This is a genomic window from Candidatus Formimonas warabiya (genome assembly GCF_002777255.1).
Taxonomy (GTDB): domain Bacteria; phylum Bacillota; class Dehalobacteriia; order Dehalobacteriales; family Dehalobacteriaceae; genus Formimonas; species Formimonas warabiya.
On sequence record NZ_CP017634.1, the window covers coordinates 3328469 to 3351352 of the forward strand.

The window sequence follows — 22884 nt, forward strand, 5'->3', positions numbered from 1 at the left end:
AATTCTCTATTCTCTAACGCAATTAAAAAAACTCAATAATAACCAACCCCTTTACAAGCAACCTAACCGCCTCTGATGCTTGTCCACAAAGATAAAAGCTTGTTAATCTATAACAAAGAAAAACGCACCTGACGGGCGTTTTTCAGAAAGTCAGGTAACCTAAATCGGATCTTCAAAGGTAAAGTGAGAACAAACGAAAAAGATAAGACGACAATAAACGGGAGCTTTCCTAATTTTTCTATTTTATTATCATAAATCCTGCCAACTTTAAAATTTTTTTTAAAGATTAGAATAATTTCTTCTTATTTTATCGTTATGTTAAGCAGCCGGTGCAGAATTACCACCGCTTCGGCCCGGCTGGCAAATGATTCAGGAGCAAAACTATTGTTTTGCCTTCCTCCCATTATACCTGCTGTCACCACTGAGGCAACGCTTTCCTTTGCCCAACCGGCAATTTGTTTCCCGTCGCTAAATTTATTTAACAAATCCTGATTGGTTTTGACGGAAACCTTGGCATATTTTAAAGCCCGGTTCAGCATCACAGCCATTTCCTGGCGGGTAATTTTCGCCTCAGGATTAAAGCGGTCCCCGCTGACGCCGGCGACAATTCCGGAATTGGCTGCCGCCAGCACTTCCCGGTAGTATGGCTTGTCAGAGGTCACATCTTTAAACTTTTTGTTTCCCGTATTATCATTTAATCCAATGGTCCGGGACAGAAATACGGCAAACTCCGCCCGCGTAATATCCCGGTTCGGGTAAAACTTTTTATCGCCGGTCACCTGAACCACATTTTTGTCCAACATGAATTGAATATCGTTTTTTGCCCAGTGCCCGTTGATATCTGTGAATTGCTTGGGATTTTGGTTGGACAGAATGATAAACAAACCTGTTTTATTTGTGTTCAGGGTAATCACTTTTGTTTCGGTGTTCACACTGCCCCCCGCATAGTCCCATTTCGCCTTTTCTTCATTCAGCATATATAATTCCAAAGTATTTTCTTTTACAGAATTGGTCTCGCTGTTATAAGGATATGTAACTTTTAGGGTTACAGGCACCGCGAAATTCTTGACATCATATTCCTTTTTCCCTCCGATCAAAACTTCTCCGGACAGATCCCAGGCCGATGTACTGAACCGGTATAACCCCATCTGGTTATAATACCATTCATCAAAATTATCCGTTACTTTGGAAATATCACCTTTCTTTAATACAACTCGAAAAGTCAATGGTTCCCCGCTTTTTTCCGCCTGCTTCCATTCCTGGGTTAGAAACGATTCCGGGGAAAAAATCATCGTAACCTTAGGCGTCTCAATTGTTAAGGTGATTCCCTTTTTCTCCATATACCGGAGAGCTTCATCATTGATATCCAGCCTTTTCGTAGTAATATCCATATCCATCATTCTAAAGCTAACACTCGTACCCACAGCATAATTCTCTATATCCTCTTGATTTAAGCGTAGGGATTCATATTCTACTGCCCCAAATACCGGAAACGCAAACATGCAAAGAAACACGATGACCATTGGGACGAAAAGCTTTTTCATTAAATTGCCCTCCTAAATATCACACAATTAATTGAATAAATTATATCAGTTTAACACCAATTTTTCAATGAAATACCAATAGACGATCCTGAATTTACTGTTAAAAATAGCAAAATAAAGCTAAAGTGCGGTTTCGTACCGCACTTTAACTTTATTTCGCTATTCCCTTAAAAAATACTTCAATTATTGTTGTTGATAGCTGCTCAAGATCAGGTTCTTCGTCCAGAAAAATCATCGGTCCCCCCATAGAGTGAACCGCACCATGAAAAATTTGCGCGACAACTTTACAATCCAAAGGCCGAAGGATCCCCTGGCTCATGCCGTCCTGAAAAGTTTGGCTTAATAAGGTGATTTCCTGCTCATGAGCCTTCCAAAAATAATTTTGCATCTCACTTCCCAATTGCAGGAACTCTTGCATCATCACCCTGCCAAAATCCTTATATTCTTGAATAAATTTCAGGTGAAGATACGCTATTTTTTTCAATTTATTTTGAAGGCTTACTTCACTATTTACCTCTTTGGTCAAAGAATCATGATAGAAGTTCTTTCCCATTTGCAGCATTTCAAAAAACAATTGTTCTTTACTGGAAAAGTACTCATAGACCGTACCTTTTCCCACGTCGGCTTCCTGGGCAATTTCTTCCATCTTTGCCCGGTGGAAACCCTTTTGGGCAAAAACCTTGGCAGCAGACCGTATAATTCTCAGTTTTTTATCGCTTGACTCAAAACCTAAAGCCACCTTCTGCAGCCCCTTCCCTTACATTGAAGAGCTTCCAAAGATGCCGTAAGTAAATTTGGCTTTGGCAAGGTTGTAATTGTATAAGGCATTAAGCAAACCTAAATCAGCCTGTTTCAGGCTTGCCTCTGCGTTTAACACATCATAACCGGTAGCCATTCCTACATCGTAACGCAGTTTTGTTAACCTGTATGCCTCCTGAGCCTGTTCCAGGCTTTTGGTTAAGACTTTATAATTATCCTCCGCGGTCTTTAAATCTAAATAGGCCGCTTTGATATTTAATTCCAGGTTAGATTTAGCCGTATTAAAGGCAACCTCCGCATCTTTGTAAGCATAAGCAGCACTACGATAATCAAAGGTATTGGCCGTATAATATTTCTTATAGTAATCCATCGTCACCTCACTGCTATGATTGGCTTCTCGGGCTGCCACAAAAGGTTTATCCTTTTCCATCATTTCCTGGATCACCTTGGCTACATCAATAGGTTCGCCAGTTGTAAAGGTAAATTTATCAGTGAGATTTAACGGCGTATCCAGATCCAGGTTAAGGGTTTGATTCAGGTTCATTTTCGCCTTTTGAAGTCCTGCTTCCGCTTCATTTACAGACGCCTCCGCAGACTGCAGTTCAGCCTCCGCAGAAATCACATCAATCTTGGCGACCGTACCGGCTTTAAATTTGGCTTGGGCTTGTTTTAATTGCTCCTGGGCTCTTTTAAAAGAGGACTGAGCCGTTTCCAGCATCTTCTCTGATCTCAGTACCCCATAATAAGCGGCTTCTACCCCATATTTAATACTGTTTTCCGTATAGGATTTGGTTACATCCGCCACGATTTTTTGAGACTGGGCTAAAACCGGATCAACATCAATGGTCTTTGCTGTTGATTGATCTATTCTGACAACCGATGTGCCACCCAACATGTTCGTTTCTGTAGTCCCTATTTTATTTAGTGCTTTTCTCTTCGCAAACTCCTTCCTTTCCAGCTCCAAGGCCGCTTTTTCCACGCCTAAGCCGGCCAATTCCACCTGGGCGTTATCTTTCATCGCCAGTTCGATGGCCTGGTTCAGGCTAAGGCTTTTTGCCTCGGGAACAGCACTTTCTCCCATAGAAGCAGAAACACTGGCCGCTAATATGATTAGTACCGCAAGCACTCCCCATAAAACTCTCTTTTTCATGATATTACCTCCCCTTCTGAGATACTTTTTTTCTTGGCACCCAACCGGAATACCCTTCTCAACCACTGTCCAAAATCATCGATAATGGTATACATGACGGGAACAAAAATCAAGGTAAAGATGGTGGAAGTACTTAAACCGCCCACCACGGCAGTCGCCATGGGAGCTTGGGTTTCCGCCCCCTCACCGATGCCCAGGGCCAAAGGAACCATCCCTAGAATGGTCGTGAGGGCCGTCATTAAAACGGGACGCAGCCGGATGGGGCCGGCTTTCGTGATGGCTTCATTCCTGCTCAGTCCCCGGCGCCGGAGCACATTGATGTAGTCCACCAAAACAATGGCGTTATTCACCACGATACCGGTAAGCATGATTAAGCCGATAAAAGTGGTGACGCTGAAGCTCCGCCCCGTCAGGGCCAACCCGCCGATAACGCCGATAATCATGGTGGGGATGGAAAACATAATCACAAAGGGATGAACCAGGGATTCAAACTGGGATGCCATCACCATATAGGTCAGAATGATCGCCAGGATCATCGCCAATCCCAAACTGCTGAAGGCTTCTATCATATCGGCATTTTCCCCCCCATACTCTATGGTATAGCCCTGGGGAAGTTTGAAGTCTTTCAATTTGGCCTGGATATCTTTCGTGACACTGCCTACATCCCGCCCGCTCAGCTGACTGTTAATCGTGGCGGTTCTGGCCTGGTTTTCCCGGTCTATCTGAGTCGGCCCGGCATCTATATTTGTGATCACCAAATCGCTTAAAGCAACCTGGGCCCCGTTTGCAGTCGGCACGATGACGTCTTTTAAATCCCGCACATTTTCCCGGTAATGCTCCGGCAGAATTACCCGTACATCGATCTCATCCCCTCCGGTCCGGTATTTGGTGGCAACGTCACCTTCAAAAGCAGCCCGTACCGCCGACGCCACTTGGGAGACACTCAGCCCATAGGCAGCCGCCTTATCCCGGTTCACCCGGATCTGCAACTCCGGCCGGCCCACGGTGATGCTGGACTCTACCTCCCTGGTCCCCGGCACCGACTTGACCACGTCCACAATCTCCTCTGCCATGCTCTTCAGTACATCCAGATCGTCTCCTCTGATTTGGATGGATACAGGCGCTGAAGACTGGCCTCCTCCTCCTGTACTGTCACTCACAGTTACGGAAATATCCGCCCCCGGGATCTCCTGGATTCTTTGCCGGATATCATCAGCCACCTGGTCCGCGCTGCGCTGCCTTTCCGCCTTGGGCACCAGCATCACCCGCATTTGAGACACTTCCGGTGTGGAACTGCCCATAAAATCATCTCCGGCCGCCCCTACGCTGGTAAAGACGGTTTTCACTTCTTTGATGTCGCCCAATACGGTTTCAATGTGTTCCGCCACCTTATTCGTTTCAGATAAGACTGTTCCTTTATCCAACTCCACGCTGATCGCCAGTTCTCCGCTGTCCACCTTCGGCATAAATTCCATGCCGATGACCGGAACCAAAGCCAAGCTGGCCACCATTGCGGCAACTACGATCAGGACTACTCTTTTCCGGTGGGCCAAAGACCAGGCTAATCCTTTTCCATAAGCCTGCTCCAGCCTGCCAAATAAATCTCCCACTTTGGAGCCGGCCTTTTTCAAAGCGTTTTGTTTTCCTGATTCTCCCTCTGCTGCTTGATTCTTATCCACCACCGCGAGAAGTTTTGATGAAAGCATGGGTACTAAAGTGAGCGCAACCAATAAAGCGACCCCTTGGGAGGAGGCCACGGTTAAAGCCAGCTCCCGGAATAGCATGGCGGCGAGCCCCTGCACAAATACAATCGGCAGAAATACTACCATCACGGTAAGAGTAGAGGCAATTACCGGCATGCCCACCTCGCTGCCGCCTTTAATGGCAGCTTCCGTTAAGCTGTAGCCGTCTTCCCGGTAACGGAATATACTCTCCAATACCACGATGGAGCAGTCCACCAAATGCCCGATTCCCAGCGCCAACCCGCCTAAAGACATCATGTTGAGGGTCAAGCCCCCCATATAGAGCACGCTGAAAATGCCGATGATGGAAATGGGGATGGCCAGCCCGATAATGACGGTACTGCGCAGGTTGCGCAGGAACAGGTAAATCACCAGGATCGCAAGGACCCCCCCGGTCATGGCGTGGGAGGACACACTGCCGATGGACTGCCGGATAAATGTAGCCTGGTCGTAAACAGTCACGGCTTTCACGTTTCCGGGAATTTCCCGGGCGATCTGGTCCAGCTCTTTTTGCACCAGGTTGGATACCTGAACCGTATTGGCCTTGCTTTGCTTCTGCACACTAATTCCCACGCTGGGTTCCCCGTTCATCCGGGTATACTGCTGCTGCTCGGCAAAACCGTCCTTCACTTCGGCAAGGTCCTTCAGGAAAACCGTGCCGCCCCCGGGAAGGGCAATGTTGATATTCTTGATATCATCCAAGGAAGTATATTCGCCGATCGTGCGGACATAAAGCTCTTTTTTCCCTTCTGTAACCCGCCCGCTGGCCACATTCATATTTTCTCCCTTTAAGGCCTGACTGATCTGGTTTAATCCGATGCCATAGGCTTCCATTTTTACCGGATCTGCTAATACCTGGATTTCCCGGGTATACCCTCCGGTAACGCTGACGGAAGCTACCCCGGCCAAACGTTCCAAACGGGGTTTTACCACATCCTCCGCGATTTTTTTCAGGTCCATCAGGTCTTTCCCTCCGGACAAACCTAATTGGACCACCGGCATCATGGACGGGTCCGCTTTCATCACCATGGGATCGGTAACCTCGTCCGGGAAAGAGCCTTTGATCAGATCAATCTTTTCCCGCATTTGCAGCGTGGCAAAATCCATATCCGTGCCCCAGTTGAACCAGACAATGACCATGGACTGTCCGGCCATAGACTGGGACTGGATTTTATCCACATTCTGCACCGTACCCAAAACATCTTCCAGAGGCTCGGTTACCATCGACTCTACTTCTTCCGGACCGACTCCGGAATATTGGGTAATGGCAATGGCTACGGGAAACTTCATATCCGGAAAAAGATCCACAGCCAGTCTGGATAATGAAACAAATCCCAACAAAACCACACATAAGATAACCATGCAGATGGTGACAGGACGTTTTACGGAAGATTCAATAATCTTCATGGATTACATACCTCCCGACAGCGTCACGGGGGTTTCATTCTGCAGCTTGTTCTGACCTGTGAGGACAATGGCATCACCCGCTGTAAGACCGGATACCACCTCTACACGGGTGTCGTCTTCTACTCCGGTCTTGATTTCCGTTTGGATCGCCTTTTTGTCTTTAATTACAAAAACATATTTCATATCCCCGCTGTCAATCACCGCCTGCTTGGGAATCACCGGCACACCTTTTTTGGTTTCCAGGGCCAGCTTAATCTCGGCAAACATGCCCGGCTTCAATTGGTGCTGGGGGTTAAGGATCTCCACGGAGATGGGGAACGTACTGACCTGGCTGTCGGCTGCAGGACTAATGGTGCGGATCGTCCCGGAGAAGGGCTGATCACCTACAGCGGATACCCGTACATCCAGCTTTTGTCCTAAGGAAAGCTTGTTTACCTCCGCTTCCGTTACATTCGTTTCTACCTTTACCTTTTCAATATCCACAATCGTCATCACGGCGCTTTGCCCGGCGATTTCACCAACTTCAATATTTCGGGCCGACACAATCCCGTCCACGGGAGATTTGATCACCGTATTGGCTAATTGGGCCTCTATCAGTTGCACCGAAGCGGAAGCACTATCCGTGCTTCCCACGGCAGCCTGCGTTTGGGCATCATCTAACTGTTGCTTGGACACTGCTCCCTGTTCATATAAACTTTTTACCCGCTCCAGGTTGGTGAGAGCATTTTGATAATTTGCCTTGGCCAGAGCCAACCCTGCTTTTGCCTGTTTCAACTGGGCCTGAAGCTCTGTGCTGTCCAAACGGATCAAAATATCTCCCTGATGTACCCGGTCCCCTACTTGAAAGTTAACCTCCGCCACCTTTCCCGGTGTCTTGGGGATAATGCTCACTTCCTTATTTGGCGCAATCTTGCCGTTGACCGTGGAGGTATTCGAGATATCTCCGGTAACTACCTTTCCTGCCTCCACTAAGACCGCCTGTTCTTCTTGGGGCTGATCGGCCGGGGTTTCCTTTTGACCGCAACCGGCGAAGACTGACAAACTCGTGATTAGGATCAATAAAATCACGAGCTGCTTTTTCCTGATTACCACTCCGTTCTCCTCTCTTTCACTGTTTGTAATTTGTATTCCCAATTATGTTCCTAACCAAGATCGACCGACGGGTCGGTCAGTATGCTTTATATTGTAGGGTATGGAGAATCCCCTGTCAATTAAGATTTGTTTAAGATACATGATTCATTTTAAAATTTTTATTTAAAAAACAAGGCCCCCGCCAAATTAAAAACGGGAGCCCGCCATAAAGAAAAATATCAGTTTTCCTGACCAATAACCACAAGGGAAGTTGCCGTGATCATATTCCCCTGAATCTGACCCACGATCACAACCCTGTCTCCTGTTTTTAAGCGGGTTAACCGGGATAAAAGATCCCCCTCTGCTGTGATCATCTTGGTATCAGCATCTGCAAATACAATGTATGTTTTTGTCTCCATATCTTCTTTTCCCGAGATAACCAGTAAATTCAGATCAGGAATTATTCTGGTTACTTCCCCGATCACCTGGTCCTTTTCTTCCCAGGATTCCGCATATATCCGGCTGACTCGATTGCTCTCTAAACGCAGTTCAACTGCATCTCCTGCCCGCAGATCCAAAACCGTGCCGTCATTTCCGTCTTTTATGATCCTTGTCTCATTATCAATCAGAAATGTCCGCTCTCTTTCTGATTCATCGGTAATGGTTAAAACAGCTTCGTCCGAGACCAGCACTTCCTTGACCGTGCCTTCCGTTTTGCTGCTGACCGTTTCAGCCTGCATCCCGATTATTTCACTATTGATGATTTGTAAGGTGGCCTGATCTCCCGACACTATATCTTTTAATAAAGCGCTGCTGCCGTTTCTGCTCACACCACTGCAGGTATCCGCAATGGGATAGGTTTTAATTTTATTATCCTCATCCTTGACGGTAACGCTGAGGCGCGGAATAAAATTGACAGATACTATCGATACGGAAAGTTGACCGGTAAACGCCTCAGTGGTACCGGTATTTATGATATCGGTGTCCGTGTTGCCGAACGGATTGTCGGGTGGATTATCGGATATATTGTCTTCAGTAGCACCTGACGGCACAGTATCAATCAAAAGAGCCTTAAACCCGGTCTTTACGGCAAAAACCTGCCGGGAAACAGGAATATCATTTAAAGCCATGTCCGGAAAAATTAAACAGTCCTCCCCTACGGTCAAAGTCTCATAGCCGGAATCCGTCTTGATGGTAATAGTGGAGGTTGTAACCTGGGAAACCGTCCCCTGCACCTCTTTTTCAGGGAGTTTTCCCAGTTTTTCATCCAATCTGGCCATCAGTACGGCAAATTCACCCCGGGTCACGTTTTCCAAAGGACGAAAAGTCCCGTCCTCATTCCCTGTCATCATGCCGTTTGACTTAAGCAACGCCACATATCCCCTGGCGCTGGACGGAATATCCGATGCGTCCGAATAGGACAGAACGTCGGATGCATGGTTAGGGGCTATAGCTTCCAAGCCCAAGGCTTTGCCGATAAACTGGGCGACTTCATATCTTTTGGCAAAATCATCCCCCCGGAATAAGACCAGGTCATTACCGGAAATAACTCCCTGGATCACTCCCATGGCTATATATTGTTTGGCCCAGGCAGGAACTGCCTCTGGCTCTTGAAAAGTCAAAGGGATGCTTTTCCCTTCCGCCTGGGACTCTAAACCCATCGCCCGGATAATCATTACCACCGTTTCCAAGCGATTTACCGGTTTGTTAATCCCAAAAGATCCGTCATCGTAGCCTTTTGCCACACCCATCAGGTTCATCCGGGCAATATACCGCTCTGCCCAATGACCGTTAGGGACATCGGAAAAAAACCTCGTCGATGCAGCCAAAGAACTTCCGCTTAGCAAAATGATCATTATGAAAAACATAAGGCAGATTCTGACAAGTTTTGGCTTTGCCATATATTTTTTTGCTCCCTTCATCCTTTTATCTTTTTATTCGATCAATTTGCCATAAATCCTGTTAAAGCAGGAGGTTATTTCTAATTTCTATTTGTTTATTTTTTTGGGTGTGTTTCGATTCCTTATTAATTGTAAAGGACCAATTCCTTCTATTCTTTTATCACTTATGCGTAGCCAAATTTATTCAATTCAAGAACCGTCCCCGAATTTCCAGATTTATTCATCCATCATTTCCCAGAAAAAAAGCTGCAAGTTTTCTTTTCCCTGTTAAGTATTTATATATGTACGGGCTATCTAAGAGCGGATAGCTGGGGAAATACCCCCACTCATAAAAGTATGTTACTTAAAATAGTTTTTGAAGGGAGGGGACAATTACCGATCAACCAAAACATCTTGATCACTGAACTTAACGAGAAGATACCAAAATTCAACTTTGACATTAAAGGAGGACATTTGTGTGAAGAAAACAGTTGTTTTTTTGGTGATAGCAGCAATGATGCTCTGCTTTGCCGGAACAGCTTTTGCGGCTACTTTCAGCGACACTGGTGATTTGAGCAAAGATGCCCAAGCCAGCATTGCAAAATTAAACAGTTTAGAAGTCATTAACGGTTATCCGGACGGCACCTTCAAGCCGGCCAACACCATTACCCGGGCCGAGTTTGCCAAAATCGCCATTATTTTGGGCGGTTTAGGACAAAGTGCCGACGTTCTGAAAGATTCCACTACCAAGTTTAGCGATGTAGCCGCCAATCAATGGTATACCGGTTATATCAACTTGGCAGCTTCCCAGGGCTATGTGAAAGGTTTTCCGGATGGCACCTTCCGTCCCAATGCGAAAATATCCTATGCCCAGGTTGTCACCGTACTGCTCCGTGTTCTGGGATACAACGATAACCTGCCCGGTGCCTGGCCGGTAGATTATATTGCCAAAGCCGGCGCCTTGGACATAACTGAGAAGGTTTCTTTAAACGCCAATGCTGAGGCCCCCCGTTCCGACGTTGCGATCATGGCCGACGCTACTTTGGATGCGACCGTTGTAAAATGGAATAACGACACGGAAAGTTTTGATGAACAAAAAGACAGTGATGATAACGAAATCTCTTTGCTGGATAAAAACTTCAGCACCGCAGTCAACGAAGACTATATAGTCACCGACACCAAGTATGATGACGGAGTCTGGAGCATTAAAGTAACTGCTACCGACGATGAGGACGAGGCTCTGGATGAAAAGTGGATTGACCTCTCCCAAGACTGCGTCATTTCCGATGGATCCCTTCCTACCGGATTGGACAACGCCATGGTGGATATCCTCTATAATGATGACGATGAGGAAGTTCTCTATCTGGAAATTACCTCCACCACAGCGACCGTTGACGGTGAAGATTGGGAATACAATGATACCAAAGACCAATTTACCATTGACGATACCAAATACGATCAGGCCAGCTATTTTGACGGCTACGTATACGGCGAAAAAGATGCTACCGACTATAACAGCGACGCTGTTTACCGTGCTTTCATCAGTGATGATGATGAGGTATACCTGGTCAGCAAAAGAAATGCCGACACTCCTGCTATCGTAGATGAATATGACGCGGATGCCAATCAGTTGATCGTAAAAGAAGAAGGCAACTACGGCGCCTATGCTGATATCGAAGACATTGACTTCGGCAGCGACAGCGTATTGATTGAAAAAGGCGGCAAATTTATTGAGCCTAAAGATTTGGCTGAAAACGACGTAATTTATGTATCCGAAGACAGTTACGGCTATGACTATTATATCGAAGTCGCCGGCGGGATTACCCAGGAAGGCACCTTAGACGGCTTCGAAGCCGGAGATCCTGCACAAATTGAGATTAGCGGAGAATGGTACGATGTTGCCGATATTTCTCTCCTTTCCACTGATGGCGGGGATGAGTTTGACGGACAGCTTAACGACAGCGATCTGAGTGACAGCTATGACGCCACCCTGAAGTACGTGCTGAATAAATCCAATCAGGTCTGCATCGCCATCAGTAGTGCGGACGGCAGTGAAGGCAGCACCGTATACGGTGTAGTAACCGAGGTTACGGATACTAATGCCAGCGGAAAAATCACCAAAATCAAAGTGATGAAGAAAGACGGCACCGAAGCCAGTTATGCCGTGGACACCAGTGATGTAGAAGTATACTACGCGGTTGGTGCCACTACTAACCATGGCGGTACCTATGCCGGGAAAGAACTGGATGAGGATGATTTCATTAAGTTCTCGGTCAACGAAGACAATGAAATCGACAGCCTGACCATCCTTGCATATGATAATGGTGGTACCGGCGACTTCACTGACCCATCTGCAGAGGGCTCGGATAACGTAATAGACGACTACTCTGATAGCGACAGCGCCGATTATATCGGAACCATTACCGGCGGTGACGACGACAACAACAAGATTACATTTAAGAAAGCCGGCGGCAGTGCAGTCTCCTATAAGGTAAACGACAACACCATCATCTTTAATGCCGCCCCGGCTAGCGACGACGATGGAGCTGAAATCGTCAGCTTAAGCGACCTGCTGGATTGGGCTGCGGATACCACTGTGGGTACAAAATATGCTTATGTACAGTATGACGGCTCTACCGTAGATTACATTTTCATCCACAGCGATGTTTCCAACAGTACTGATGTCAGTTATGCAGCAATCTTGAAATCCTATACCAAGTCCGGAGACAAATGGGTGAAGATTGATGCCAAAGGAACCGCAGCAAGCTATGAAGTAAATGGTTCTCAAGCTCCTGAAGCAGGTTCTATCTATGATTACAGCATTACAGGCAATAAATTTAAAGCAAAAACTAACGGTGAAATATTTGATCCCCAAGACACAGTCAGTGCAACCACTTACGATAAAGTGACGGCTATTGACAAATCCGAATTGACCATCACACTGGACGACGGAACAAATGTGATGCTGGATGCGGACACCGTGATCTACGACTACAGCGATTGGTACAAAGACGGCAGCGATCCGGAATATTGCAAAAGCATCAGCTCCATCAGCAAAAACGATAAGATCTGGTACGCTCTGGATAATGACGGCAATGCGGACCTGATTGTAATCGTAAACAACATTAAGTAAATAGTTAAACAGATCCGTTTCAAAAAAAGAGATTGCTTTACAAAGGGAACTGCCCATCTGTTAAGAGGATGGGCAGTTTTTTGCTACTCTCATTCCCTCTGATCCCGTGATAGTCGGGAGTTGGCTATAGGAATTGTAAATTTGCTTGTGATGGTTGTTCACGAACTGCGATATCTGGAACCAGTGCTTGATATGAGACTATTTAAATAAGCTTTTTTTACTTTATCTACTATATATTTCTTCTGTCGTTCAAGTCGCTATGGTAGTGGCAATTTATCTTTTTCCCCTTTTCATGCAAAGCGTATTGGGACAGACCGTCACGCAAACCGGCTTGGTCATGTTGCCACCTGCGCTGGTTACAGCTATATTTATGTCCATCAGCGGTGAGCTTTTTGATAAATATTGGGCTCGGTACCTGGTCCTTATAGGCATGGTAATTATGACTGGTGCATCATACGTCATGAAGGATTTTAATGCTTCTACATCTTTTAGCACAATGACATTTTTGTTAAGGATCCGCGAAATAGGGATACGGCTAGCGTTGTCCCCCTCCATTAATGTAGGGATGGTAAGTCTTCCAAAAGAATCAGCCGGTACCACTTCTTCCTTGGGGAATGTTATTAGGAATGTAGCAACCACTTTTGGAATCGCTCTTATGACGAATCTAATGCAATCACGTAGTACCTTTCACTCTGTTAGTTTGGCTCAAAATGTAGTTTTGGATCAGCCGGATGGTTTGGATATAGTTTCGGCCATGCAGGGGATAGGGCTAAATTCTGATCTTAGGGTAAACGGAGAACAGGTTCTAAGCCTTTCTATGCTATACAAGTATGTAGCCCAACAATCGATAGTGATGGCTATTTCTAATTGTTTCATTATAGTTTTAATACTGGGCCTCCGTTCCCGGCTTTTGTAAACTAATATTTTATATCAAGGAATAGGCACATAGAGGAGTGCTTCATCTTTCAAAACCAATGCGTCCGTAATGTATTCTTCAAAATGCAGATGTAGATTTTGAAATGTGTAAACTCTTGATAAAAGCGAATTTTGCATTAGCCTAAATTGTGCGCCTGGCAACGTACAATTTAGCCTCTGCTGACTTCTCACGGTAAATTTTATTTAACCATACTACATACTTTGTTATTTCCACACGTCCATGAGACCACCCCGGTTAAGAGCGCAGTCTTTCCTTCCATTCACCTGCCACATCTACACTGTAAGCCTCCGAATATTTTAGGGTTTCAGTTTGGGTGGCAACCTTACCCAGCCTGCGTATGCCTTATGTGATTCCTGTTCATCAGGCCAGAAGTCTAGCTACGGCCTCCTTCAGATCCACCTTGCGGTGAACACCCATGCATTGGACTATGTGCCTGGCACTATCAACCCGCACTCGGGACTTGCACCCGTTAGAATACGTCCGTGCCTGGGCGCATCTATACAAAAAGAACGCTGTCCGTACGGACAGCGTTCTTTTTGTATAAACTAATTAATCTAATGTTTCGTTGTTGTTGATGATCACGACCAGATCTGCATTGCCGTCTTCATCCAGCACATACCAGACCCAATCGTTTTTGCTGATGGAACTGATGCTGCTGCAATAATCCGGATCGCTGCCGTCATCATAGTAATCGCTGTAATCGTAGATCACGGTGTCCGCATCCAGTATCACGTTCGTATCATCAGTCAGGGTTAAGGTCAGTTCGGATTTGTCGACTTTGTTCACCTTTCCGTAGGTGTCTGCAACTACCGAATCTTCCGGATCAAATACGGCATTAGCACTAGTTACTTCTAATTCGGATCCATCTTCATAATAACCGGTGTATCTCTTTGTGCTAAACTTATTGCCTGTAATGCTGTAATTATAGATGGAACCTTTATCCGGATTACCGGATTTTACTTCATAGTTTTCTGTGTTTCCTTTTGCATCGATTCTCACCCAGTCATCGGAGGACTTGGTGTAGGCCTTTAAGACTGCGGCAAAATCAACATCGGTGCTGCCGGAAACATCACTGTGGATGAAAATGTAATCTACGGTCGTGCCGTCGTATTGTACGTAGGCATATTTATCGGTAATTGATGAATCACTAGCCCAATCCACCAGGTCGTCTACGTCTACAATCTCGGCTACATCATCATCGTTAGCCGGGTCGGCATTAAACACAATGGTGCTGTCGTTTACCTTATAGGAGATTGTTCTGCCGTCAGAGTCTCTCGTAAATGTAATCCTATTATTATCGTCGTCACCGCCGATAATTTCTCCGATATAGTCTGCGCTGTCTTCATCGGAGTAGTCGTCTCTTACATTAGCCGAGCCCGCTGCAGATGGGTCAGTGAAGCCATCGGGACCACCACCATTGTCATATGCAAGGATGGTCAGATTGTCGACTTCATTATCATCATTTACAGAGAACTTAATGAAATCGTCCACATCCAGCTCTTTACCTGTATAGGTACCATCAGTATGTGCGTAGTATACTTCTACATCACTGGTATCCACGGTATAGCTGGATTCGGTGCCGTCTTTCTTCATCACTTTAATCTTGGTGATCTTTCCGCTGGCATTGGTATCCACAACCTCGGTTACCACACCATAGCTGGTGTTGCCTTCGCTGCCGTCGGCATCACTAATGGCAACTGTAACCTGATTGCAACCATTCAGCGCATACTTGATGGTGGCATCATAGCTGTCTTCCAGATCGCTGTTGGAAATTTCTCCATCAAAGTCTTCTCCGCCATCGGTGGAGAGGAGAGTAGTCCCTGCTACATCGTACCATTCCCCGCTAATCTCGATTTGGTCGAGATCGTCAGCATCTTCGCCTTCTTCAAAGCCGTCCAAGGTGCCTTCCTGGTCAATACCAGTGAGCACTTCGATGTAATAGTCATAACCATAAGCGTCGGGATCTTCGTCAACTAAAAGCAAATCGTTTTCTTTCAACTCGGAGGGCTCAATAAATTTGCCCAGGGTGTCGGATTCAATTAATACGTCGTCGCTGTCAAAATCGATGTCTTCAATGTCTTCGTAGGCGCCGTGGTTGCCCGGATCTTTCAGGCTCAGTTCGGCGGAGTCGGCATCATACTCATCCACGATGGCCGGAGTCTTATTATTTTTTGCGGAAATATCAAAGATTTCTCCGTCGCTGTTCAGGCGGACCTTGTAATACCGATTCGCATCCGGGTTGGGGATAAGTCTTTCCGTGTCGACCACCCAATCGGCGATATCGTAATTCTTGCCGTCGACATCATATTTGGTTCCATAAGTATAATCATCATCATCGTCATTTGTACCATTGTCAGAGTTCTCGATATCATCTGCATCGATGTCCAAGTCTTCCCCGTCCAAAGAAACAGAGGTGGACGTCACATTAATAAACACGATGACTTCATCATCATCATTGTAGACCAGGTCGGCGATTTTGCCGCCCAAGCCTGTCGGCAAGGAATCATCGGAGACAACAACATTATCTGCTAAATCATACCACTTGCTGGGCTGGCTCCCATCATTCTCGTCGCTGTAAGTGGCAAGTCCCTCTTCATCCTCATCAGTGGCTTCAACTTTGATTTTCCAGGTGCCGTTGTCATATTTAGAGTCGGCGATATAGTAGTCGTCGTTTACTGCAGAATCAAAGGAATCTTCCAGCAAAGTGGTGTCATCCTCGTCTTCTTCGAAGTCCTCGGTGTCGTTGTCCCATTTTACAATGGTGCAATCCAAGGTAGCGTCGGCCATAACGGCTACGTCAACACGGGTAGCGGCGCTGTTGGCATCAAAGGAAACATCTTCAGTGATATCCAGCGCACCGGCTTTGGCAATGTAATCTACCGGCCAAGGTCCAGGCAGATTGTCATTGTAGCCCAAGAGACGGGTTAAAACGGTAATTACTTCGGCATAAGTAATGGTGGCGTTGGGACGGAAGGTGCCATCCGGGAAACCTTTGACCCAACCCTGGGAGTTAGCCAGGTTTACAAAACCGGTATACCACTGTCCGGCCGCCACATCGGTGAATTTGGAAGTGGAGCTTTTCAGCACGTCGGCATTGGCGCCCATTCCACCGGCAATGCAGGCAATCTTGGCAAATTCAGCCCGGGTAATGGTGTTAGCCGGCTTGAAGGTGCCATCCGGATAGCCGCTGATAATGCTTAATGCACTTAATTTATTAATGCTGCCCTGGATGTCTTTGCTGAGGTCAGTGGTATCACTGAAACCAGCCGCCAAAGCTACGCTGCCCAGGCCAAGCACTAATGCTACTACAAGTAGAACTGTTAACAGCTTTTTCAAGTTTTAATCCCCCTTTTTCTGATTTCGATTTCTCCTCTTTTGTTCATGGCAACTAAATCATTTTTGCGTTTTGGTTCCCACTCCCTTCCTGAATATTTACTTTCTAAATGTCTAAAGGCTAGCCCCTTTAGAAACTTTGTATCAATTTGAAAGACAAGCTACTTGATACTTACATAATTAAATACAACTTATGCTAAAAATTTCTTGCACATTTTTGTCATTTTTTTTAAAAATTTTTTCCACCATTGGTTGCTGGGGTATACATTTGGATAGATTGTCCAATTTGCCCCTTTCATTATAAATGGGGAATAATGTCGAAGCAAGGATTTTTTAGGACCGGGAACACCAGGATAGATCCAGGCACAGGGTTTATGTCATTGGTAACGGTGTTACCAAGATGACAAGGATTCAACGACGAAAAACATTTTCATGAACCTTGTCAGCACGCAGAACGGTGTGTACGGCTTTTATAGAACAAAAATGCGCAAGGAAGATAAAGGGTAACCAATCCCAGCTGCCAGACCACATATTTGGCCAGCACACCCCAGTCCGCCCCCATCACCAGGCAGGCCCGGGCCCCATTCAGGAAGGGGGTTAAAGGATTCAGGTAATAAACCGGTCTTAAAAGATCCGGAATGCTCTGGAAAGGCCAGGTGTATCCTGTGACAAAGAACAACGGAGTGGCGAAAAACACAGCCGCCTGAAAGATTCTCACTTCTTCCCGGGCCAGGGAAAATAGCATCAGGGCAAAGACCGCAATCAACAAACCGTAGGGCAGGGTGAGGGCAAAAAAGCTCCCCAGGCTGCCCCGGGCAGGCAGTTTAAAAACCATTTCGGCCAATCGAAAAATGATATTGGTGACCACAGAGGCGAAAACACCGTAGGTAATTATTTTTGCCCCTAATTCCCCCAAAGAAAAATGATGTGTCCTTTTCTGCCGGCAAAGGGTCAAGGCAATCGCCGACATGGCCAGGCTGAAGATGCCGGCGCTGAACACCCCGTACGAGAGGTAATAGGCATAATTATAGTCGGGGTTGTATAAAATTTTCTGTTCCAGGATCACTCTTTGTACCGTTGCTTGGGCTTCATCAGGCAGGAATCCCTTGCCCTGCAGGGTTTCCAAGGCAATGCCGGCATTCAGGGTTTGCAGGATTTCGCTGGCTTTGGCATAAGCGGTATTTGCCGCGATATAGTTGGTGCCATCAATAATTAAGAGCAGTTCGGTCCCTTTTTGGTTCTTGATGTCCGCCGAAAGGTCCTCCGGAATGACCAGTCCCGCTATAGCCTTCCCTTCCTTGATCATCTCCAAGGCGGCGGGATAGTCGCTTACCTGGGTGACCGTGAACTTTTCGCTCTCCGAAAATCCTTGGCTGATGATCCGGCTGGTGGAGCTTTGGTCCAGGTCCGCCACCACCAGGGGAATGGATTTGAGCGCCCCCGCCCGGTATAAAAAGCCGATTAAAAAAACCAGGGCCACCATAAAGCAGGCATTCAAAATCAGCATCTTGTTCCGGGGCAGGGAGGAGAATTCCTTCCGCATCAGCCGGAAAAAGCTTGGCTCTTCCATGTATGTACCTTCTTTCTTATTGTGCAGGCAAAGAATATGCCCATGATACAAATTGCGCTCATCAAAAGCAAAACCTCTATGCCCTGCCGGTACAGGGCGCCCGTTCTGCCCGTGAGGGCCAGCTCCCGGAGGGGATCGGCAAAGTAGGTGAGAGGTTCGATCCGGCCCAGCATCTTCACAAACCAGGGAAAACCGCTCATAGGCCAGGTATGTCCGGAAAGCAGGAGGGCGGGCAGAGCGACGATGACGGCACATTGGCTGGCAACGATGGGACTGGGCAGGGCCAGGGAAAGAAAAGTACCCAAGGTTGTCAGGGCAACGACAAAGCATGCCACCAAAAGGAGAAGCGCCCCATAGCTCCCGTAAAACACCAGGGGAAATAATAGTATGGCCAGCAAAAGGCAAAAAAGCACCTCACCCATGCCGAGAAAAGAATAGGCGGCAATTTTGGCGGCAATCCCCGGAAAATCCGGTTCCTTTGCCTCCCCACCCCAGGAGGCGGCGCTAAAAACCAGGATGGGAAAATGGGCCACAGCGCCAATCAAACCCCAAAGCAGAAAATCGTAAAAACTCCCGGAAGGATTCCCCACCTGTTGATAGACATACTGTAAAGGAAGGGCCGTATTTTGCGCTTCGTCGGGGGGTAATCCCTTGCTTTCCAGCGTTTTTATCTCGATCCCGGCCTGAAAGGTAAGGATGATTTCACCCGCCCTTTTGACGGCATTGGAGGAAATCGCCATATTGGAGGCATCGGCGACGAAAAGCACGGAAGGGCTTTTTCCTTTTTTCAGATCCCGGCTGAAGCCCGGGGGCACAGCAACTACTGCATCCACCTGTTCCCGGTCTACCATTTCTACTGCGGTGTCCAGATCCTCCACTGCCCCGACGAGGTCAAAGCCTTTGTTATCGGCAAATTGGTCCACCAGGGACCTGCTTAAATTGCTTTGGTCCTGGTCCACCACCACCAATCTGGCATGTTCGATGACGCCCTGCTGAAACAGCAGCCCAAAATAAACGGTGAGCAGAGGAGGCATGATCAGGAAGAAAAACACGGTCCACCTGCTCCCTAGAATTCGTTTTATTTCCCGCCCCACAGTGCGCATTTTTTTACTCCTTTACTTTTCCCGGGAGGGAAACTGGACATAAGCCGTCATGCCCGGATACACCTTAACGTTATTCGAGTTTTCCAACGTCACTTTCACTTCATAGGCCAGCACATCATCTTCCTCATTGTTGGTGGCCCGCTGGGTGGCAAAATGAGGTTTGGGGGAAATTCTTTTTACGGTGCCGGCAAAAATCTTATCGCCTGTGGCGGCAAACCTGACCTGAACCTTTTGGCCCAATGCGACCCGGGCTAAATCCGATTCATAAACACTTAAGTTCAGCTCTATTTTGGTCAGGTCGGCCACGGTAGCGATGGGCATGCCGGTGGAAACCAGTTCTCCCTCCTCGCAGTTCAGCTCCACCACCGTCCCGCTCTTGGGGGCCACGATCTTGGTATCCTGAAGCAAGGAATTGACTTCTGCCAACCCGGCCAAGGCTTCCTGGTATTTTTGCTCCGCCAGCTGCACCTGCAGCCTGCTCGCATTGGCCGCACTCAGGGCCCCCGCGGCCTGGTTGGCCAGCCCCTGAGCCGACTCCACATCCTGCTCCCGGGCCCCTTCCTGGGCCAGGGAATACTGTTGCTCCGCCACCTTCAGCTGGGTTTCCACTTCATCTTTCTTTTGGGCGGGAATGGCCCCTTTTTCATAAAGCTTCTGCACCCGCTCATAGGTTTTCTGCATCATTTCATAATAGGCCTTGGCCTGCTCTATTTCCTGGGTGCGGGCCCCTTCATGGGCCTTATTCAGCTGGGCCTGAGCGGCTTCAAAAGCTCCGGAGGCTTGCTCCACATTGGCGTCCGCGATCTTTTTCTGCAGTTCCACCGCTTCCCGGGCCATCCTCACCTGGGCCTCCACCTGGGCTTTTTTGGCCTGGAGCTGGTTGCTGTCAATCTCCGCAATCAGTTTTCCGCTCTGCACCGCTTGACCTTCTTCTGCATAGATTTTGACTACTTTTCCGGGAATTTTGGTGTTCAAATCAACTTCTTCCATATCCACACTGCCTTTGATTACAAGTCCCTGATCCGGGTCAAACCCCCCCGTGGACGCATTGGCCCGGCTGCACCCGCTGCTGATCACAGCGGCAGCGGCAATCATCCCTGCTAAGACAAAGACACCCCATTTGCCGGTCTCTCTACTTCTCATCGATATTCCTCCCCATTGAAACTCATCGAACAGTCCTCCTAATTGTCAACCGTCACTTTTTAAACTGTTCATCCTTTTCCGTTGCCAGGTCGGCACAAATATCTACCGCATATTTGCTTTTGGCCAGATTGTAGCCATAGGTGATTTCCACCACTTTTTCTTCCACTTCGCTTAATTTTTCCTGGGCGGCCAGCACTTCAAAAACAGTGCCCCCCGCATCCTCCATATTCAGTGATTTGAGCACCGAGGAAGGAATCCCATAGCCTTCCTGGTACCGGTATGTAGCAATCTCCAAGGCCTCTTCCGCCTGTTTCACACTCTCCGTAACACAATCCAGCATGGTGCCGGTGGCCAGAACGGTCTGGTAAGAGCCGTATACCTCCGCCTGTACGGACAGCTTCTGCTGGTCCAGGGTCAATCGGGCATTATCCAAATCCAGCTGAATCTGCCGGTAATCAAAAGTTTTGGGCGCAGTATACCTTTTCGCCAGTTCCATGTTGATTTGGGCTACCTGGAGCTCCATATCCGCTTTTTTGATCTCCACCCGGTTTTCTAAAGCCTGGTCCAGCCCTTGTTCCAGCGGGGTAATGCTCTCTGTCCCGGAAAAGTCGTCTTTTAATTTTAACGGTGTATCGGCGCTTAGACCCATCACTTTTTTTAATTCGATTTCTGCCAGATGCAGGTCATTTTGGGCCTTGGCCACATCCGCCTTCATCAGGCTCAACTGGGCTTGGGCCATCAGCATATCATCCTTGGCCCGGAAACCGGCCTGGTAGCTGTCTAGAGCAAGCTGATACTGGCTTTGTGCCCTTTGGGCCGCCGCCTGTTTTACCGCGACCAGGCGCTGGTCTTTCAGCACCTCGTAATAATCCTGTCTGGTCAGCAAGGCATATTCTTTCCTGGCAATATCAACGCCCAGTTTCGTAACATTCAATCCCAGAGCGGCTTTTGTCTGATACAGTTCCGTCACCTGAGCGTTGGCAAGGTTATCCACTTGATACTGAGAATTACTTTGCAGCTCTTCTTCTGCGGCGGATAGTTCTTCTTCCATCTGCGCAATCTGCGCCTCGGTCAAAACACCCGCTGCCTTGGCTAATTTAAACTGGTGCCGCTGCTGATAATATTCCTCCCATCCTTCCTGGACCTTTTCATCCGCATCCCAAAGCTTCTCGCTGTAAAAATCTGCTTTATCAAGATCTAGCTCCCGTGCCGTAATTTGTTTTTCCAATAATTTCAGATCTACATTATTGGCCAGGGTCAGGTTTATCGCCTCCTCCAGGCTGATCGCCCTGCTTTGGTCTGTTGTTGTTTCCGGGGTTTCCTGGGCAAGGGCCAGGCCGATCCGGCAGAAAAAAAATACGCTAAAGAATACTAAAATCAGGCACATACCGGCTAATTTTCTTTTCATTTTACTTCCCCCATATTGCTCTGCTGCACTTTTCTCAGTAATTTTAAGAACAGTTCTTTTTCTTCTTCAGACAAGGTATGCATCACCTTTTCCGTAAATTCCTTCAATTGAGGAATCACTTCTTCCACCAGGTGTTTGGCCTTTAAAGTTAATCTTGCGGTCAAACTGCGCCGGTCCAGGGGATTTACCTCCCTGGTGACCAATCCCGACTTTTCTAAACGATCCATGAGGCCGGTAATATTGGCCCGGCTCACCAGCATGTTTTTTCCCAGTTCCCACAAAGCCATTTCCTCATTCTTGTGTAAGAGGAGCAAGGCGTTGAATTTTGTTTCGGACAACCCCCATTGAGAAAAAAAGTCCCCATAAACACTTTCTAACAATCCATATGTGGTAGCCATATTGACAATCAGCTTGCCCGAGTTGGTATCTACCCACCAGTAAGCAGGCAATTTCTTCAAAACATCATCAGACATGGTCGCCCTCCTCTAGCCGGTAAATTTGAAATATAGTTAATGTATTTACTATTTACTTATTAACTATTTTAGGCCGGAATCTGTGATTTGTAAAGAGAATTCTTGGAAAACAAGGAAGGAGGTGAAAGGGGCAAAAAAAACAAATCCCACCGACGGGTGGCGATTTGTCTAAATATCATAGATTAGGCTGTTCTCATCAAAGGGCCTATTTTTTATTTTTCTCCGGTTTCT

Annotated in this window: 13 protein-coding genes and 1 pseudogene; 2 read left to right on the forward strand and 12 right to left on the reverse strand. The window is 47.2% G+C overall.

What is annotated here, in order from left to right; translation table 11 throughout:
* Window positions 1-302: 302 nt before the first annotated feature.
* The 6 genes from DCMF_RS15270 to DCMF_RS15295 all read right to left on the reverse strand — a co-directional run bounded on the left by DCMF_RS15270 (window position 303) and on the right by DCMF_RS15295 (window position 9574).
* A complete protein-coding gene (locus tag DCMF_RS15270) occupies window positions 303-1544 on the reverse strand; it encodes an S-layer homology domain-containing protein (RefSeq protein ID WP_148135216.1) in 1242 nt (413 codons plus the stop codon).
* A gap of 151 nt (window positions 1545-1695) precedes the next feature.
* Complete coding sequence (locus DCMF_RS15275) at window positions 1696-2283, reverse strand: TetR/AcrR family transcriptional regulator (RefSeq protein WP_148135217.1); 588 nt, start codon at window positions 2281-2283, stop codon at window positions 1696-1698.
* An 18-nt stretch (window positions 2284-2301) separates the two neighbouring features.
* Window positions 2302-3453, reverse strand: a complete 1152-nt coding sequence (locus tag DCMF_RS15280; RefSeq protein ID WP_148135218.1) for a TolC family protein — start codon at window positions 3451-3453, stop codon at window positions 2302-2304.
* Window positions 3450-6602 (reverse strand): efflux RND transporter permease subunit, encoded by a 3153-nt coding sequence (locus DCMF_RS15285; RefSeq protein WP_148135219.1) that lies wholly within the window; start codon window positions 6600-6602, stop codon window positions 3450-3452. Before DCMF_RS15285 ends, DCMF_RS15280 begins: the two co-directional genes overlap by 4 nt.
* A 3-nt stretch (window positions 6603-6605) precedes the next feature.
* On the reverse strand, window positions 6606-7694 hold the full coding sequence (locus DCMF_RS15290; RefSeq protein ID WP_214658633.1) for an efflux RND transporter periplasmic adaptor subunit: 1089 nt from the start codon (window positions 7692-7694) through the stop codon (window positions 6606-6608).
* Between the two features lie 218 nt (window positions 7695-7912).
* Window positions 7913-9574 (reverse strand): S-layer homology domain-containing protein, encoded by a 1662-nt coding sequence (locus DCMF_RS15295; RefSeq protein ID WP_214658634.1) that lies wholly within the window; start codon window positions 9572-9574, stop codon window positions 7913-7915.
* A 457-nt stretch (window positions 9575-10031) separates the two neighbouring features.
* On the opposite strand from DCMF_RS15295, the gene DCMF_RS15300 reads away from it, so the two are divergent.
* Window positions 10032-12686 (forward strand): S-layer homology domain-containing protein, encoded by a 2655-nt coding sequence (locus DCMF_RS15300; RefSeq protein ID WP_148135222.1) that lies wholly within the window; start codon window positions 10032-10034, stop codon window positions 12684-12686.
* Between the two features lie 226 nt (window positions 12687-12912).
* Window positions 12913-13602: pseudogene (locus DCMF_RS15305) on the forward strand (MFS transporter); the annotation flags it as partial.
* Between the two features lie 570 nt (window positions 13603-14172).
* On the opposite strand, the gene DCMF_RS15310 reads toward DCMF_RS15305, so the two are convergent.
* The 6 genes from DCMF_RS15310 to DCMF_RS15335 form a co-directional block, all read right to left on the reverse strand.
* Entirely contained in the window at window positions 14173-16959 is a 2787-nt protein-coding gene (locus DCMF_RS15310; RefSeq protein ID WP_148135224.1) for an S-layer homology domain-containing protein, read from the reverse strand.
* Between the two features lie 439 nt (window positions 16960-17398).
* Complete coding sequence (locus tag DCMF_RS15315) at window positions 17399-18526, reverse strand: ABC transporter permease (protein WP_148135225.1); 1128 nt, start codon at window positions 18524-18526, stop codon at window positions 17399-17401.
* Window positions 18499-19629 carry an ABC transporter permease gene (locus tag DCMF_RS15320; RefSeq protein WP_148135226.1) on the reverse strand — a complete coding sequence of 377 codons (1131 nt, stop codon included), beginning with the start codon at window positions 19627-19629 and terminating at the stop codon, window positions 18499-18501. Before DCMF_RS15320 ends, DCMF_RS15315 begins: the two co-directional genes overlap by 28 nt.
* Window positions 19630-19641: 12 nt before the next feature.
* The gene (locus DCMF_RS15325) at window positions 19642-20772 is read right to left on the reverse strand and encodes an HlyD family secretion protein (protein WP_148135227.1); all 1131 of its coding nucleotides are present in this window, start codon (window positions 20770-20772) and stop codon (window positions 19642-19644) included.
* Between the two features lie 52 nt (window positions 20773-20824).
* Window positions 20825-22180 (reverse strand): TolC family protein, encoded by a 1356-nt coding sequence (locus DCMF_RS15330; RefSeq protein ID WP_148135228.1) that lies wholly within the window; start codon window positions 22178-22180, stop codon window positions 20825-20827.
* The gene (locus DCMF_RS15335) at window positions 22177-22653 is read right to left on the reverse strand and encodes a MarR family winged helix-turn-helix transcriptional regulator (protein WP_148135229.1); all 477 of its coding nucleotides are present in this window, start codon (window positions 22651-22653) and stop codon (window positions 22177-22179) included. The genes DCMF_RS15330 and DCMF_RS15335 overlap by 4 nt, the downstream gene beginning before the upstream one ends.
* Window positions 22654-22884 lie beyond the last annotated feature (231 nt).